This window comes from Methylobacterium sp. TK26, assembly GCF_055361565.1.
This window is the reverse complement of record NZ_CM143965.1, coordinates 4,111,655-4,125,605: the sequence shown is the minus strand read 5'-3', so window position 1 is coordinate 4,125,605 and position 13,951 is coordinate 4,111,655. Positions and strand designations below refer to the sequence as shown.

Sequence of the window (13,951 nt, the reverse complement as noted above, 5' to 3'; positions counted from 1 at the left end):
TCCCGTCCTTGCCCGTCATGCCGCCCGCGCCGTGCCGAACGCCGTTACGTCGATGATCCGCCCGCCGATGGCCTCGCGCATGGCCGCGTCGTGGACGATCCCGAGGATCGCCGCGCCCGCCGCCCTTCGCTCGGCGATGAGCTCCGCCACCACGGCGCGGTTCTCCGCGTCGAGGGAGGCGGTCGGCTCGTCCAGCAGGAGGATCGGCCGGGGCGCGATCAGCCCACGGGCGATGTTCACCCGCTGCTGCTCGCCGCCGGAGAAGGTCGCGGGCGGCAGGCCCCACAGCCGCTCGGGCAGGTTCAGCCGGGCGAGGAGGTCGCCCGCCCGGTCGCGGGCCTCGCCCTCGGACAGCCCGCCCTCGCGGCCCGCCGCCTCGACCACGTCGCGGGCGCAGACGCGGGGGATCACCCGCAGGAATTGCGAGACGTAGGACATGGTCCGCGCCCGGAGCGCCAGCACGTCGCGGGGGGCGGCACGGGCCACATCCACCACGCGTTCGCCGTCGCGGACGAGGATCGCGCCGGAGTCACAGCGATAGTTGCCGTAGGCCATGCGCAGCAGCGAGGACTTGCCCGCCCCGGACGGGCCCCACAGCACGGCGCATTCGCCGGGCTCGACGGAGAAGGTCGCCCCCGAGACCACCGGCAGCACGGTGCCGCCGCGCAGGTGGAGGGTGAAGCTCTTGGCGACGTCGCGGAAGTCGAGGGCGGTGGTCATGCGGCGAGCACCGAGGAGACGAGGAGTTGCGTGTAGGCGTCGGCCGGGTCGTCCAGCACCTGATCGGTGAGGCCGGTCTCGACCACCTTTCCTGCGCGCATCACGGCGATGCGGTGGGACAGGAGCCGCGCCACGGCGAGGTCGTGGGTGACGATGACGACGGCGAGCCCGAGTTCGCCCGAGAGCCGCCGGATCAGGTCAAGGAGGCGGGCCTGCACCGAGACGTCGAGGCCGGAAGTCGGCTCGTCCATCAGTACGAGGCGGGGCGCAGTGACGAGGTTGCGGGCGATCTGCAACCGCTGGCGCATGCCGCCGGAGAAGCGCGTCGGCGGATCGTCGATCCGGTCGGCGGCGATCTCGACGCGGTCGAGCCAATCCAGCGCTTGGGCGCGGATGTTGCCGTAGTGGCGCTGGCCGAGCCCCATCAGCCGCTCGCCGACATTGCCGCCGGCCGAGACCGCCATGCGCAGGCCCTGCGCCGCGTCCTGCCGGACGAAGCCCCAATCGGTGCGGGCGAGCGCCCGCAGTTCCGCCGGGCCGATCTCCCCGAGCGAGCGCACCCGGCCCTCCCGGTCGCGGTAGCGCACCTCGCCGGAATCGGGGGCCAATTCGCCCGCGAGCATCGAGAGCAGGGTCGATTTGCCCGAGCCGGATTCCCCGACGATCGCCAGCACCTCCCCCTCGGTGACGTCGATGTCGACGCCATCGCAGGCCTTGCGGGGGCCGTAGGTCTTGGTGAGGCCATGGGCCGAGAGCAACGGGGTCATCGCGCGTCCTCCCGGCGGGTCTCGCAGGCATCGGTGTCGGAGCAGATGAACATCCGCCCACCCGCATCGTCGGTGACGACCTCATCGAGGTAATGCCCGCGCGCGCCGCACAGGGCGCAGGGCTCGGTGAAGGTCTGCACCCGGAACGGGTGGTCCTCGAAATCGAGGCTGCGGACCTTCGTGTAGGGCGGCACGGCGTAGATCCGCCGCTCGCGCCCCGCGCCGAAGAGTTGGAGCGCCGGGCAACCGTCCATCTTGGGGTTGTCGAATTTCGGCGTCGGCGACGGGTCCATCACGTAGCGGCCGGCAACCTCCACCGGATAGGCGTAGGTCGTCGCGATGTGGCCGTGGCGGCTGATGTCCTCATAGAGCTTCACATGCATCAGGCCGTATTCGGCCAGAGCGTGCATCTGGCGCGTCTCGGTCTCGCGCGGTTCGAGGAAGCGCAGCGGCTCCGGGATCGGCACCTGATAGACCAGCGTCTGGCCCTCGGTCAGCGGCGTCTCGGGGATGCGGTGGCGGGTCTGGATGACACTCGCCTCGGTCGTGCGGGTGGTGGTGGAGACGCCGGCCGTCTTGGCGAAGAAGCGGCGGATCGAGACGGCGTTCGTCGTGTCGTCGGCTCCCTGGTCGATGACCTTGAGCACGTCCGACCGGCCGAGGATCGCCGCCGTCACCTGCACGCCGCCCGTGCCCCAGCCATAGGGCATCGGCATCTCGCGGGAGGCGAAGGGCACCTGATAGCCCGGCACCGCCACCGCCTTCAGGAGCGCCCGGCGGATCATCCTCTTGGTGCCCTCGTCGAGATAGGCGAAGTTGTAGGCCTCGCTCATTCCGCAGCCTCCCGCCCGGCCTCGAACTCGGCGCGCAGGCGGCGCACCAGTTCGAGTTCCGCCTGGAAATCGACGTAGTGGGGCAGCTTCAGGTGCTCCACGAAGCCCGTCGCCTGCAGGCTGTCGCAATGGGCCAGAACGAATTCCTGGTCCTGCGCCGGGCTCGCCAGCGGCTCGCCCAACTCGCCCGCCCGCAGCGCCCGGTCCACCAGCGCCATGGCCATGGCCTTGCGCTCGCTCTGGCCGAAGACCAGCCCGTAGCCCCGCGTGAATTGCGGCGGCACCGCGCGGGAGCCCTTGAACTGGTTGACCATCTGGCACTCCGTGACCTGCACGGTGCCGAGCGGCACGGGGAAGCCCAGTTCCTCCGGCACGAACTCGACCTCGACCGTGCCGACCCGGATTTCCCCCACGAAGGGGTGGGTGCGCCCGTAACCGCGCTGGGTCGAGTAGCCGAGCGCCAGGATGAAACCCTCGTCCCCCCGCGCCAGGGCCTGCAGCCTCGTCGCGCGGTCGCAGGGGTAATCGACCGGCTCGCGGGTGATGTCGGGAAGCGGCGTGCCGTCGTCCTGCGGCGAGGGCTCGATCAGCCCGTCCCGGCCGAGGAGATCCGTCACGCGGGGCGTCGCGGCGGCGTCCTCGCGCGGCTCGGCCTCGGCCGCCGTCTCGGGGGCGCCGTCCTCGGCAAGGGCGAAATCCACGAGGCGGTGCGTGTAGTCGAAGGTCGGCCCCAGCACCTGCCCGCCGGGCAGGTCCTTGAAGGTCGCGGAGACCCGCCGCCGCAGGGCCATCGCCCCCGTGTCGAGGGGCACCGAGGCGCCGAAGCGCGGCAGCGTCGTGCGGAAGGCGCGCACGAGGAACACCGCCTCCACCACGTCGCCCCGCGCCTGCTTCAGGGCCAGCGCCGCGAGGTCGGGATCGTTGAGCGAGCCTTCGGCCATCACCCGGTCCACCAGCAGGGCCATCTGCTCGCGGATCTGCGCGACGGTCAGCTCCGGCACCGTCGGATCGCCCCGGCGCACCTCCGCGAGGAGCCGGTGGGCGTTGTCGATGGCGGCCTCGCCGCCCTTCACGGCCACATACATCGGCTCAGCCCTCCACGGCGGTCGAGCGCGGCAACCCGGCGACGCGGCCGGGGGCGGTGAGCAGGCAATCGACCCCGAGGGGGAAGCCGGCATGGTTCTCCCGCAGGGCGCCGGGCCAGCCCGGCGGCATCGGCGCCAGCGCCAGATCCGCCGTGCCGCGGATGCCCGGCCCGGTGAGGCGCAGGCCCGCCCCGGCGTCGAGGGAATCCAGCGCGAGGACCAGGGTGGTCGAGCCGTCGGGATAGGCGGGCGAGCCTTGCGCGAAGGCGGCGAGCGGCGGGCAGCGCCCGGCCTCCCGCACAAAGGCGAAGGCGGCCCGCGCCGGATCGTCGGTCAGCGGCGCCCCGGTGTGGAAGCGCAGATACGCGGCGACCTCGGGGGCTGCGGCCAGCACGGGATCGAGCCAGACCGGCGTGTCGCCGTCCGTCAGCGCGAGTGCGATGGCGGCGAGTTCGGACGTCAGGGGCTCCGGCGGGGCGAGATGCGCCGGGACGGCGTGGATCGTCCCAGGCCGGGCCAGGGCGTCGAGCACGGCGCGGAACACGCCCTGCGCGTCGTGGACGGGATCGCGGAAGCCGGCGCGCAGCATCTCAATCCTCCCCACGGGCGAGCGTCAGGAAATCGACCCGCGTCGCGGCGGTACGCCTCGCCTCGGCGGCCCGCTCCTCGGCCTGCCGCCGGGCGACGGGGGCGAGCGCCGCCTCTACCCCCGCGCGGTCGCCCTGCCAGAGGGCGTCGAGGATCGCGGCCTGCCGGGCCCGGCGGCGGTCGCGGCCGAGATGGTAGGCGAAGCCCGTCCGCCCATCGGCCAGCCGCACGGCGGCGCGGGTGACGCTGACCTCCCCGAGGTTGAACGGCCGCCCGTCGCCGCCGATGCGGCCCGTGGCCATCACGAGCCCGATTTCCGGCGCACGCAGATCCTCGGCCTCCGGGGCGCCGAGCCCGACAAGGGCGCGGGCGAGTTCGTCCGCCTTCGCGGCGGCGCAGAGGGCCATGACGCCCCTGCGCGCCTCCGTCCCCGCGTCCCGATCAGCCACAATCATGACGACCTCCGTGCTTGTCTATATGTTTAGACAACTGGCGCCGGGAGCGCAAATGAAGTTTGTATGACGCCGCTGTTCCAAGAGGGCGGGGCCTGCGTGAGTGAACCGGTCGAAGCGCTGAGCCGTGGGGCGGGTCTCGCCGCATGGCGGCAGATCGCGGATGCCCTTGAATCGGAGATCGAGGCGGGCAAGCTGGCGCAGGGCACGCAGCTTCCCACCGAGGCGGTGCTGGCCACGCGCTTCGGCGTGAACCGGCACACCGTCCGCCGGGCGCTGGGGACGCTCGCCGAGCGCGGGCTGATCCGCGCGAGCCAGGGGCGCGGCACCTTCGTGGAAGCCCCGCCCCTCGCCTACCCGATCGGCCGGCGCACCCGCTTCTCCGAGATCGTCACCGGGGCCGGGCGGGAACCCTGGGGCGATCTCGTGGCCCAGGTGGAGGTCGAGGCCGACGCCGAGGGCGCGGCGTTGCTCGGCATCGGCGAGGGCGCCCCGCTGATCGAACTCGTCACCGTCCATAGGGCGGACGGCGTGCCGCTCTCCACCGCGCGGACATGGCTGCCCCTGCCGCGCTTCGCCGGCTTCGCGGACGCCTATGCGACCTCCGGCTCGATCACGCGGGCGCTCGCGGCCTGCGGCGTGCCCGACTACACCCGCCTCTCGACGCGCATCCGCGCCCGCCTCGCCGACCAGGCCGAGGCCGCCCGGCTCGACCTGACGCCGGGGCGCGTGGTCATCGTCGTGTCGAGCGTGAACATCGACGGCGCGGGCGTGCCGGTGCAGGCCAATCGGGCGGTCTTCGCGGCGGACCGGGTGGAAGTGGTGGTGGGCACCTAGGGCAGTGACGCACTCACTCCGTTCATGCGCCTCTGCCCTAGCATCTTGTTTTTGCATCAATTTTTCCCAGACTCGGCTGACGCCTTCGTCTGGATCGATGCACTAGCCCCCCCGTCACCGCGCCGCGCCGCCGATGATCGCCCGGCGCAGGCGCCCGGAAACCCAATCGATCACCGCGACGGTCACGAGGATCATCAGCACCAAAAACGCGACCTGCTGCAGTTCCAGCACGCGGATCAGTTCCGTGAGGTACTGGCCGATGCCGCCCGCCCCGACGATGCCGATGATCGTCGCGGAGCGGGTGTTCGATTCGAAGAAGTACAGCACTTGGCTCGCCAGGACCGGCAGCACGCCGGGGATGAGGCCGAAGCGGATGCGGTGGAGCGCCGAGCCACCCGAGGCGACGACGCCCTCGGCGGGTTTGCGGTCGCAGGTCTCGATGGCTTCCGAGAACAGCTTGCCGAAGGCCCCGACATCCGAGCACGCGATGGCCAGCGCCCCGGCGAAGGGGCCGAGCCCGACGACGTTGATCCAGATGAGCGCCCAGATCAGCACATCGACGGAGCGGATCACGTCGAGCCCCCGTCGCACGGCGAAGCGGGCGAAGGGGTTCGGCACCACGTTCCGCGCCGCCAGGAAGGCCACGGGGAAGGCGAGGATCGCCGCCGTGAGCGTGCCGAGGAAGGCGATGCCGAGGGTTTCCGCGAGTGCGTGGAGGAACACGCCGAAGCGCCCGCCCGCGCTCGGCGGCAGCATCTCCAATGCGAAACCACCGAGACGCCCGAGGCCGCCGAGGATGCGCGCCAGCGAGAATTCGAGCGCCCACATCCCGTAGGCGGCGAGCCCGAGGACGGCGCCGAGCACCGCCAACAGCCGCAGGCGGCCCGCGATGTCCGTGCGGAACTGCTCCGGATGGCGGGCGCGGATCACATCCCGTTCGGCGAGCGCCGTGGCGCGCAGGGAGGACGACGTACGCCCGGTCATCGCCCGCCCTCCGCGCCGATCAGGTGATGCCGCAGCTTCTCGGTGCCGAGATCGATGGCGAAGACGGTGAGAACGATCAGCAGGAGGATCGCGCTGACATCAGAATAGTAAAAGTTGCGGATCGCGATCAGCAATTCCTGCCCGATCCCGCCCGCGCCGACGAAGCCCATGACGCCCGCGCCGCGCACGTTGATTTCGAAGCGCAGCAGCGCGTAGGAGGCGAAGTTCGACAGGACCTGCGGCAGCACGGCGAAGCGCACCGTCTCGACCCAGTTCGCCCCCGTGCCGGTGAGCCCCTCGACGGGCTTCATGTCGATGTTCTCGACCACCTCGGAGAACAGCTTGCCCAGCGCCCCCGTAGTGTGGATCGCCAGCGCCAGCACCCCGACCATCGGGCCGAGGCCGAAGGCGATGACGAAGATCAGCGCGAAGACGATCTCCGGCACGGTGCGGCAGATTTCGAGGTAGCGCTTGGCGGCGAAGCGCAGGGCGGCGCTCCGCACGAGGTTGCCTGCCGCGACGAAACACAGGACGAACCCGCCGACCGCCCCGAGCAGGGTGCCGAGATAGGCCATCAGCAGGGTCTCGCCGAGGAGCTTCAGCCATTTCGGCAGGCCCCAATACCATTCGGCGACATCCTCCCCGAGATGGGCGGGCCGCAACACCGGCAGGATCTGGCCGAGATAGGCCGTGAACTTGTCGATGTTGGCGACCAGCACGAGGGGGCGCACCTCGGCCGCGTAACCGGCGAGGACGACGAGCCCCGCCATCACCGCGAGTCCGATGAGGAAGCGCCGCCGTGCCCCCGCCCGCTCGGCGGCGTAGCGCCCGACGAGGTCGGCGGCCCGCTGGGGCGGAAGGGGGGTCAGGCGGCGCACGGGTTTGTCACGACTTCCGGCGCTGCTCGTCGTTGAATTTCAGCATGTCGATGATCGGCTGGTAATCCTTCAGCGTCACCGGGGTGAGGCCCTTGTCCTTGCCGTCGGACAGGCGGTCGAAGGCGGCCTTGTCCTTGGTCGGCAGCGCCTCGAAGGCGGTGCGGAGCTTCGTCTTCAGCTCGGCCGGCAGGGAATCCAGCATCGCGAAGGGGCCTTCCGGCAGGAACTCCGACTTGAACACCACGCGGAAATCCGACTGCTTCATCGGGCTGCCGTCGGCGTTCTTGAGCACGCCCTTGGCCACCATGCGCGTGACCATGGTGTCATCCTCGGCGTTCCAGAGATTGGCCGCCGCGTCGGCGGTGCCCTGGGTGAGCGCGAGCACGGCGTTCTCGTGGCTGCCGGCGAAGACCGTCTTGCCGAAGAACTTGTCCACCTCGTACCCGGCCTTCTTCAGGAAGAAGCGCGGCGCCTGGTTGCCGGATGTGGAGTTCGGATCGACCAGGGCGAGGTTCTTGCCCTTCAGATCCTCGATCGACTTATAGGGACTGTCGGCCTTCACGTAGATGACCGAGTAATAGCCCGAGGCGCCGGTCTCGTGCATCTGGTTCACGATGGGCTCGATCTTCACGCCGGTCATCACGGCGCGGGCGAAGGAGGCCGGGCCGTAGAAGGCGATCTGAATGTTGCCGGCGCGCTGGCCCTCGATCACCGCCGCGTAATCGTTGGCGACGCGCAGCTTCACCGGTACGCCGATTTCCTTGCTCAGGTACTCGGTGAGCGGCGCGTAGCGGTCGGTCGTGCCCGAGGCGTTCTCGGCCGGGATCACGGCGAGGGTCAGCTCGGGCACCTGCGCCTTCCAGTCGTCCGCCGCCTGGGCCGCACCGCCGAGGAGCCCGAACGCCAGGGCGGCGCCGGTGAGAAACCGTCTCGTGATCATCGTGAATCTCCGTTCGCAGGTCGGCACCCGGCCTGAAGGCCGGGCGCATCACGGGGCGTTTCCTCGTGTCCGGTTCTCAGGCGCCGAGCGCGGCTTCGCGGATCGGGCCCGCCGGGATCGGCATGGGCGGGAAGGGGGTGCTTCCCGCCGCGTCGTCGTCCAGTACCTCGCCGGCCTCCAGGCCGTAGAGGCGGCGCGCCACGTCCTCCGTCAGGTCGAAGCCGCGCCCGTCGAACACCACCCGCCCGGCCACCAGCCCGACGAGGCGGTCGCAATAGGCGCGGGCGAGATCCAGCGAATGGAGGTTGCACACCACGGTGATGCCGTAGCGCTTGTTCACCTCCGCCAGGGCGTCCATCACGAGGCGCGTGTTGCGCGGATCGAGGGAGGCGACGGGCTCGTCCGCCAGGATGATCTCCGGCTCCTGCACCAGGGCGCGGGCGATGGCGACGCGCTGCTGCTGGCCGCCCGAGAGCTGGTCCGCCCGCACGGCGGCGAACTGGCCCATGTCGAACCCGTCGAGGGCGGCGAGCGCCATGGCCCGATCGGCCTCCGACCACAGCCGCAGGAGCGAGCGGTGGCTCGGCACATGGCTCAGCCGGCCCATCAGCACGTTGGTCATCACGTCGAGCCGGCCGACGAGGTTGAATTGCTGGAAGATCATGGCGCAGCGCGCCCGCCAGTCGCGCAGGCGCCGGCCGCTGAGGGCGGTGACGTCCGTGCTGCCGTGCAGGATGCGGCCGGAACTCGGCTCGGCGAGGCGGTTGACGAGGCGCAGCAGCGTCGACTTTCCCGCGCCCGACCGGCCGATCACCCCGACGAAGCTGCCCGGCTCGATCCGCAGGGACACCCCATCCAGGGCACGGCGATCACCATATTGACGCGTCAGGTTGTCGATGACGAGCATTCGGGAACCCGGAAATGGATGGGTTCCGTAGACACAACTTGCACGACACTTAAATGACGATTGCCGGCGAAGTATTACCGGGGCCTTGTTAGCCGCCTTCGAAGTGGATGCGCTTGAGCAGCCGGAACGGCGCCTGTCTGTCCTGGCGCAGGATGCCGAGGGAGCGGAGCGTGAGCGGCCCGGCGCCGCTGTCCCGGAACGCCTCGCTCAGGCGGGCGTGCCAGTCGGCCTGCGCCGCCTCCGGAAGGGCGTCGGTGAGGGTCATGTGGAAGCGGAATTCCTCGAAGACATGGGGGTAGCCCCAGGCGTCGAGGAGCGCGCGGGAACGGGGGCTCAGCCGCTCCGGCCGGCGTTTGGCCCGCTCGGCCTCGGTGAGGAGCGCGCGCAGCGGCTCGAACGCGGCGACGCATTCCGCCGCGAACAGGCCGAGGGCGGGGGGCGGCGCCACCGGCACCAGGGCGAGGAAGCGGCCCAGCGCCGCCACCGCCAGAGGCCCCACCACGACCGGCGGATGCGCGGCCGCGAGCCGTTCGGCCCGCGCCAGCAGGGCGGCCTCGTCCACCCCGGCGGCGAGGCGCATCGGCGCCTTCAGCGTCCCGTGGAAACCGTAGACGCGCGCGCCCGCCGTGACCTCCGCGAGGCCGGGCGGCTGGGGCACGGCCTCGCCCGACACGTTGTCGTAGCCGAGCACCGCCCGGCCGAAGACCTCCAGCGCCGAGCCGGGCTCCGGCAGCGCGTAGATCGCGTAGCGGGGTTCGCTCATCAAGAGGCTCCGGGGCTGAGAAGAAGCCTCTCGCCCATGCGCAGCCGCGCGCCGTCGCGCAAGCCCGGCGCGAGGGTGTAGCCCGGCGGGGCCAGCACCACGATGGTCGAGCCGTGCTCGAACCAGCCCATCTCCGCGCCCTTCGTCAGGTGCGCGGAACAGGGGAGCAGGCGCCCGCCCGTCGCCCGCAGGTCTTGTCCCTCGGCCACGAAGCCGAGCTTCAGCCCGGCCACGAGGATCGCCGCCACCGGCACGAGGGTCATCGCCGCCCCGTCGTCCAGGCGCACGCGAATCACCGCCCGCTCGTTGCGGCAGAACAGGGCCTCGACGCGCTTCAGGGCGATGGGGTTTACGTTCCACGTGTCGCCCCAAAGATGGCGCACCGAATCGACCCGCAGGGCAGCGGGGGCGTGGAAGCGGTGATACATCCCCGCCGTCAGGCGAAGCGTCGCGTAGGTGCAGCCCTCGTGGGCGCGGGCCAGGGCCTCGTCCTGCAGAAGGTCGGCGAGGCGATAGGCGCTGCCCTTCACCTGCAGCACCTGCCCGGCCGAAACGGTGCCGTTCGCCCCGAGGATCGCGTCGGAAGGGCTGACCAGTGCGGCGGGGTCCGGGTCCACGATCCGCGCGCCGGGCCGCAACTCACGCACGAAGGCGTCGTGCAGGCTCTTGAAGCGCGTCTCTTTCGCGTCGGAAAGGTCGACGTCGCAGAACAGCCGCCAGAGGAAGAGGGAGGCATCCCGCACCAGCGGCTGCTCGATGCGGCTGATTCGGCCCATGGCCTGGGTGGCGAGGCGCCGGGGCAGCCGGTTGGTGAGGAGGAAGTTCAGGTCTTCCTGCGCGCCGATCCGGCCCAAAGCGGTGCGAAGCGTCATCATCCCGTGAACCGTTCCCGTTAGCCGCGACCGTGATGGACGCGCTTCTCACTTCCCTGTCGGCCGCCGCGGCGGTCGCCCTCGCCCTGCCGCCCGCCGTGCGGCGCCTTCAGCTCTCCCGGGCGAAACACCCGTCGCTGACCGGCCATGCCCGGATGGCCCGGCGGATCGCGCGGGCAATTCCAGCTTATGCCTACGATTCGCGACAGTTCTTCCGCGCCGACGATCCGGCCGAAGAGGTGGCGCTCGCCCGCGAGGCCGCCTTCGCCCGCCTGTCGGACGAATTCCGCACGCGCTTCGCCAGGAGCCGCGCCGAGACCGAGCGCGTCCGCTCCGGCCTCTCGGATCTGCAATTCACCGGCCTCTACCGGGTGCCGTTCCAGTTCGCGGAGCCCGTCCGCGCGAATCTCGGCGCGGGCGCCTTCATGGCGGCCTCAAACGGCGTGACGATCACCGACCTCGACGGCAACGCGTTCCACGACCTCGCCGGCTCCTACGGCGTGAACCTGTTCGGCGTCGATTTCTACCGGGCCTGCCTGGAGGACGGGGCCGCCCGCGTCGCGGCCCTGGGGCCGGTGCTCGGCTCGCTCCACCCGGTAGTGGCGCACAACGTGGCCCGGCTGAAGGCGATCTCCGGGCTGGACGAGGTGTCGTTCCACATGTCCGGCACCGAGGCGGTGATGCAGGCGGTGCGGCTCGCCCGCTACCACACGGGGAAGCGGCGGATCGTCCGTTTCTGCGGCGCCTATCACGGCTGGTGGGGCGACGTGCAGCCAGGCATCGGCAACCCCGTCGCGGCCAACGACACGCTGACGCTGGCCGAGATGTCCGAGCGGACGCTGCATGTGCTGGCCACCCGCAAGGACGTGGCCTGCGTCCTCGTGAACCCGTTGCAGGCCATGCACCCGAACGCGGGCGCCCCGTCCGATTCGGCCCTGATCGACAGCGCCCGCAAAGCGCATTTCGACCGCGCCGCCTACACGGAGTGGCTCGCCAAGCTGCGCGAGGTCTGCACCAAGCGCGGCATCGTGCTGATCCTCGATGAGGTCTTCCTGGGCTTCCGCCTCGCGAAGGGCGGCGCGCAGGATTATTTCAACGTCCGCGCCGACCTCGTGACCTACGGCAAGACCCTCGGCGGCGGGCTGCCGGTGGGTGTGCTCTGTGGCCGGGCCGACCTGATGCGCCGCTACCGGGAGGACCGGCCGGTCGACATCTGCTTCGCGCGCGGCACCTTCAACGCTCACCCGCAGGTGATGGGCGCCATGGCCGCCTTCCTCGACAGGCTGGAGACGCCGGAGGTCGCGGCGCTGTACGACGGCCTCGACGCCACCTGGGACGGCCGCGCCGCCGCGCTGAACCGGCGGCTGGAGGAGGCGGACCTGCCGGTGCGGGTCGCCAACCTCTCGACGGTCTGGACCGTGCTCTACACCCGGCCCTCCCGCTACAATTGGATGCTGCAATTCTACCTGCGGTCGGCGGGGCTGCACCTATCCTGGGTCGGCACCGGTCGGCTGATCTTCAGCCTCGCCTATGGCGAGTCCGAATTCGCCACCGTGGCCGAGCGGTTCACCGCCGCCTGCGCGGCGATGAAGGCGGATCGCTGGTGGGACGGGCCGGAGACCACCGACAAGGCGATCCGCCGCACGGTGCTGAAGGAGGCGGCGCGGGTGCGGTTCGGATTGGCGCCGAGGGCCTGACACGAAAAGCCCCTCCCCCCGCGAGGGGGAAGGGGCGCGGTCCCGCGAGGGACGGATCAGGCGTGGTGTTCGGCCTGCTCTTCCTTATCGATCATCTCGCCCTGGAGCAGCCGCAGCGGCGCCTTGTGGTAGAGCTTGATGTCGTGGAACGGGTCGGTGAGGATCTTGGTCGCCCAGACCAATCCGGTCTGCACGCTCTGCTGGATGCAGAGCTGGCCGACGCGGAAGAGCAGGCCGCCGAGCGCCAGCCACAGCCAGACCCAGCCGACATTGTGAACCACGCCGGACCAATCCGCCGCCGGGGTGAGCAGGCCGAAGAAGCTCGGGCTGAAGTAGAGCGGCAGGGGCGACAGCACCCAGATCGACAGCAGCACGATCTTGCGCTGCAGGTTATAGCCGACCTTGATCTCTTCCTTGTGCTCGTGGGTCGCGTGGTTGACGTGATCGTAGCCCTTCGGCTCGAAGAACAGATGCCCCGCCTGACGGCTCGTCATCGCCAGCAGCCAGCCGACAAGGGCGGCCTTGGCCGGATCCTTGAACGCCAGCACGTAGGCCACCAGGAAGCAGACGGCGCTGACCGCATGCAGGCTCTGGTTGATGAGGTTGTGGTGATAGTAGCGGTGGTCGTCCCAGCGCTGGATGCGCAGCGCTTCCCTGAAGCTGGCCATGCCTCGACACTCCGTTCTGTGAATTCTGCGGGGAAGGAAGCGGCCGGTCAGGCCGTCTTGCGCATGCGGATGAGGGAGAAGTGGCCGAGCGGCGGCAATTCCCGTCGCTCCACGATCTCGATGCCGGGCGCGGCGGCGGCCCAGGTCGTGTAGCGCGCCCACGGAAACTCCGTGCGCCAGCCGAGACGGCTGGTGATGGGGGCGAGCGCGTGCTCGATGGCCTTGCGCAGGCCGCGCTCGGCGCCGATGCGGCTGGTGATGACGATCTCGCCGCCGGGCCGGAGCACGCGGGCGAACTCATCGAGGGCGGCTTCGGGGTTCGGCACCGCCGTCACCACGTATTGCGCCACCACCACGTCGAAGGATTCGTCGGGCAGTTCGAGGCGTTCGGCATCCATCACCGCCAGGCGCTCGACGTTGCGCAGGCCGAGACGCTTCACCCGCGCCTCCGCCTTCTCCAGCATGGGCGCCGAGATATCGATGCCGAAGACGCTCCGCGATTTGGCATAGGCCGGCAGCGACAGGCCGGTGCCGACGCCCACTTCGAGCACCCGCCCGCCGACGCGCTCCGCCGCGCTGGCGGCGAGGCTGCGGCCCCGGGCGAAGACCGGCCCGAAGACGAGATCATAGACGGGCGCCCAGCGCCCGTAGGCCCGTGCAACGCCGTCACGGTTCAGGGCAGCGCCGAGCGCACCCGGCCGGGAGGAATCCCGGCTGTCCAATCCGATGGCCAAGTGTCGAAACCTTCCCTCAGGCGGTGGCGTCAGGCAGCGAGCCCGCCCGCCTCGATGCGAAGCCGACAGCAGATGTATGGTTGATTTTTGAATTTTCTGTGACACCGTGCACGATGCACGCACTATTGGATCGCGCGTTGCAAGTTTTAACTAGCCGGCTTACCGCTTGAATACGCGGACGATACGCACGTAAGTCGGCAAACAACGCGCTCTGATGCCGCGCCGC

The 13,951-nt window shown here is 70.6% G+C and carries 16 protein-coding genes; 2 read left to right on the top strand and 14 right to left on the bottom strand.

Annotated elements, in window-relative coordinates; all coding sequences use genetic code 11:
• Positions 1 to 15 precede the first annotated feature (15 nt).
• From phnL to phnG, 6 genes are read right to left on the bottom strand one after another with little or no spacing between them, the layout of a single operon-like run.
• Positions 16 to 720 carry a phosphonate C-P lyase system protein PhnL gene (phnL, locus tag ACXJ1Y_RS20095; protein ID WP_463847856.1) on the bottom strand — a complete coding sequence of 235 codons (705 nt, stop codon included), beginning with the start codon at positions 718 to 720 and terminating at the stop codon, positions 16 to 18.
• Positions 717 to 1,487 carry a phosphonate C-P lyase system protein PhnK gene (gene phnK / locus ACXJ1Y_RS20090; protein ID WP_463847855.1) on the bottom strand — a complete coding sequence of 257 codons (771 nt, stop codon included), beginning with the start codon at positions 1,485 to 1,487 and terminating at the stop codon, positions 717 to 719. Before phnK ends, phnL begins: the two co-directional genes overlap by 4 nt.
• Positions 1,484 to 2,320 carry an alpha-D-ribose 1-methylphosphonate 5-phosphate C-P-lyase PhnJ gene (locus ACXJ1Y_RS20085; protein ID WP_463847854.1) on the bottom strand — a complete coding sequence of 279 codons (837 nt, stop codon included), beginning with the start codon at positions 2,318 to 2,320 and terminating at the stop codon, positions 1,484 to 1,486. The genes phnK and ACXJ1Y_RS20085 overlap by 4 nt, the downstream gene beginning before the upstream one ends.
• Positions 2,317 to 3,405 carry a carbon-phosphorus lyase complex subunit gene (locus ACXJ1Y_RS20080; RefSeq protein ID WP_463847853.1) on the bottom strand — a complete coding sequence of 363 codons (1,089 nt, stop codon included), beginning with the start codon at positions 3,403 to 3,405 and terminating at the stop codon, positions 2,317 to 2,319. Before ACXJ1Y_RS20080 ends, ACXJ1Y_RS20085 begins: the two co-directional genes overlap by 4 nt.
• 4 nt (positions 3,406 to 3,409) lie before the next feature.
• Positions 3,410 to 3,994 (bottom strand): phosphonate C-P lyase system protein PhnH, encoded by a 585-nt coding sequence (gene phnH / locus ACXJ1Y_RS20075; protein ID WP_463847852.1) that lies wholly within the window; start codon positions 3,992 to 3,994, stop codon positions 3,410 to 3,412.
• Position 3,995: 1 nt separating this feature from the next.
• On the bottom strand, positions 3,996 to 4,448 hold the full coding sequence (gene phnG / locus ACXJ1Y_RS20070) for a phosphonate C-P lyase system protein PhnG (RefSeq protein WP_463847851.1): 453 nt from the start codon (positions 4,446 to 4,448) through the stop codon (positions 3,996 to 3,998).
• 96 nt (positions 4,449 to 4,544) lie between these two features.
• On the opposite strand from phnG, the gene phnF reads away from it, so the two are divergent.
• Positions 4,545 to 5,282 (top strand): phosphonate metabolism transcriptional regulator PhnF, encoded by a 738-nt coding sequence (gene phnF, locus ACXJ1Y_RS20065; RefSeq protein ID WP_463847850.1) that lies wholly within the window; start codon positions 4,545 to 4,547, stop codon positions 5,280 to 5,282.
• A 114-nt stretch (positions 5,283 to 5,396) separates the two neighbouring features.
• Here phnF and phnE (ACXJ1Y_RS20060) read toward each other — a convergent pair whose 3' ends face one another.
• From phnE (ACXJ1Y_RS20060) to asd, 6 genes are all read right to left on the bottom strand, one after another.
• Positions 5,397 to 6,266, bottom strand: a complete 870-nt coding sequence (phnE, locus tag ACXJ1Y_RS20060; protein WP_463847849.1) for a phosphonate ABC transporter, permease protein PhnE — start codon at positions 6,264 to 6,266, stop codon at positions 5,397 to 5,399.
• Positions 6,263 to 7,144 carry a phosphonate ABC transporter, permease protein PhnE gene (phnE, locus tag ACXJ1Y_RS20055; protein WP_463847848.1) on the bottom strand — a complete coding sequence of 294 codons (882 nt, stop codon included), beginning with the start codon at positions 7,142 to 7,144 and terminating at the stop codon, positions 6,263 to 6,265. Before phnE (ACXJ1Y_RS20055) ends, phnE (ACXJ1Y_RS20060) begins: the two co-directional genes overlap by 4 nt.
• 7 nt (positions 7,145 to 7,151) lie before the next feature.
• The gene (phnD, locus tag ACXJ1Y_RS20050; protein ID WP_463847847.1) at positions 7,152 to 8,084 is read right to left on the bottom strand and encodes a phosphonate ABC transporter substrate-binding protein; all 933 of its coding nucleotides are present in this window, start codon (positions 8,082 to 8,084) and stop codon (positions 7,152 to 7,154) included.
• A 76-nt stretch (positions 8,085 to 8,160) separates the two neighbouring features.
• The gene (gene phnC, locus ACXJ1Y_RS20045; RefSeq protein ID WP_463847846.1) at positions 8,161 to 8,991 is read right to left on the bottom strand and encodes a phosphonate ABC transporter ATP-binding protein; all 831 of its coding nucleotides are present in this window, start codon (positions 8,989 to 8,991) and stop codon (positions 8,161 to 8,163) included.
• 88 nt (positions 8,992 to 9,079) lie between these two features.
• Positions 9,080 to 9,754 carry a DUF1045 domain-containing protein gene (locus tag ACXJ1Y_RS20040; RefSeq protein ID WP_463847845.1) on the bottom strand — a complete coding sequence of 225 codons (675 nt, stop codon included), beginning with the start codon at positions 9,752 to 9,754 and terminating at the stop codon, positions 9,080 to 9,082.
• Positions 9,754 to 10,626, bottom strand: a complete 873-nt coding sequence (asd, locus tag ACXJ1Y_RS20035; RefSeq protein ID WP_463850186.1) for an archaetidylserine decarboxylase — start codon at positions 10,624 to 10,626, stop codon at positions 9,754 to 9,756. The genes ACXJ1Y_RS20040 and asd overlap by 1 nt, the downstream gene beginning before the upstream one ends.
• Before the next feature lie 35 nt (positions 10,627 to 10,661).
• On the opposite strand from asd, the gene ACXJ1Y_RS20030 reads away from it, so the two are divergent.
• The gene (locus tag ACXJ1Y_RS20030; RefSeq protein ID WP_463847844.1) at positions 10,662 to 12,323 is read left to right on the top strand and encodes an aminotransferase class III-fold pyridoxal phosphate-dependent enzyme; all 1,662 of its coding nucleotides are present in this window, start codon (positions 10,662 to 10,664) and stop codon (positions 12,321 to 12,323) included.
• A gap of 56 nt (positions 12,324 to 12,379) precedes the next feature.
• Here ACXJ1Y_RS20030 and ACXJ1Y_RS20025 read toward each other — a convergent pair whose 3' ends face one another.
• Positions 12,380 to 12,991 (bottom strand): hypothetical protein, encoded by a 612-nt coding sequence (locus tag ACXJ1Y_RS20025; protein WP_463847843.1) that lies wholly within the window; start codon positions 12,989 to 12,991, stop codon positions 12,380 to 12,382.
• Positions 12,992 to 13,038: 47 nt separating this feature from the next.
• Positions 13,039 to 13,725, bottom strand: coding sequence for a class I SAM-dependent methyltransferase (locus ACXJ1Y_RS20020; RefSeq protein ID WP_463847842.1), 687 nt, complete (start codon positions 13,723 to 13,725; stop codon positions 13,039 to 13,041).
• Positions 13,726 to 13,951: the final 226 nt, after the last annotated feature.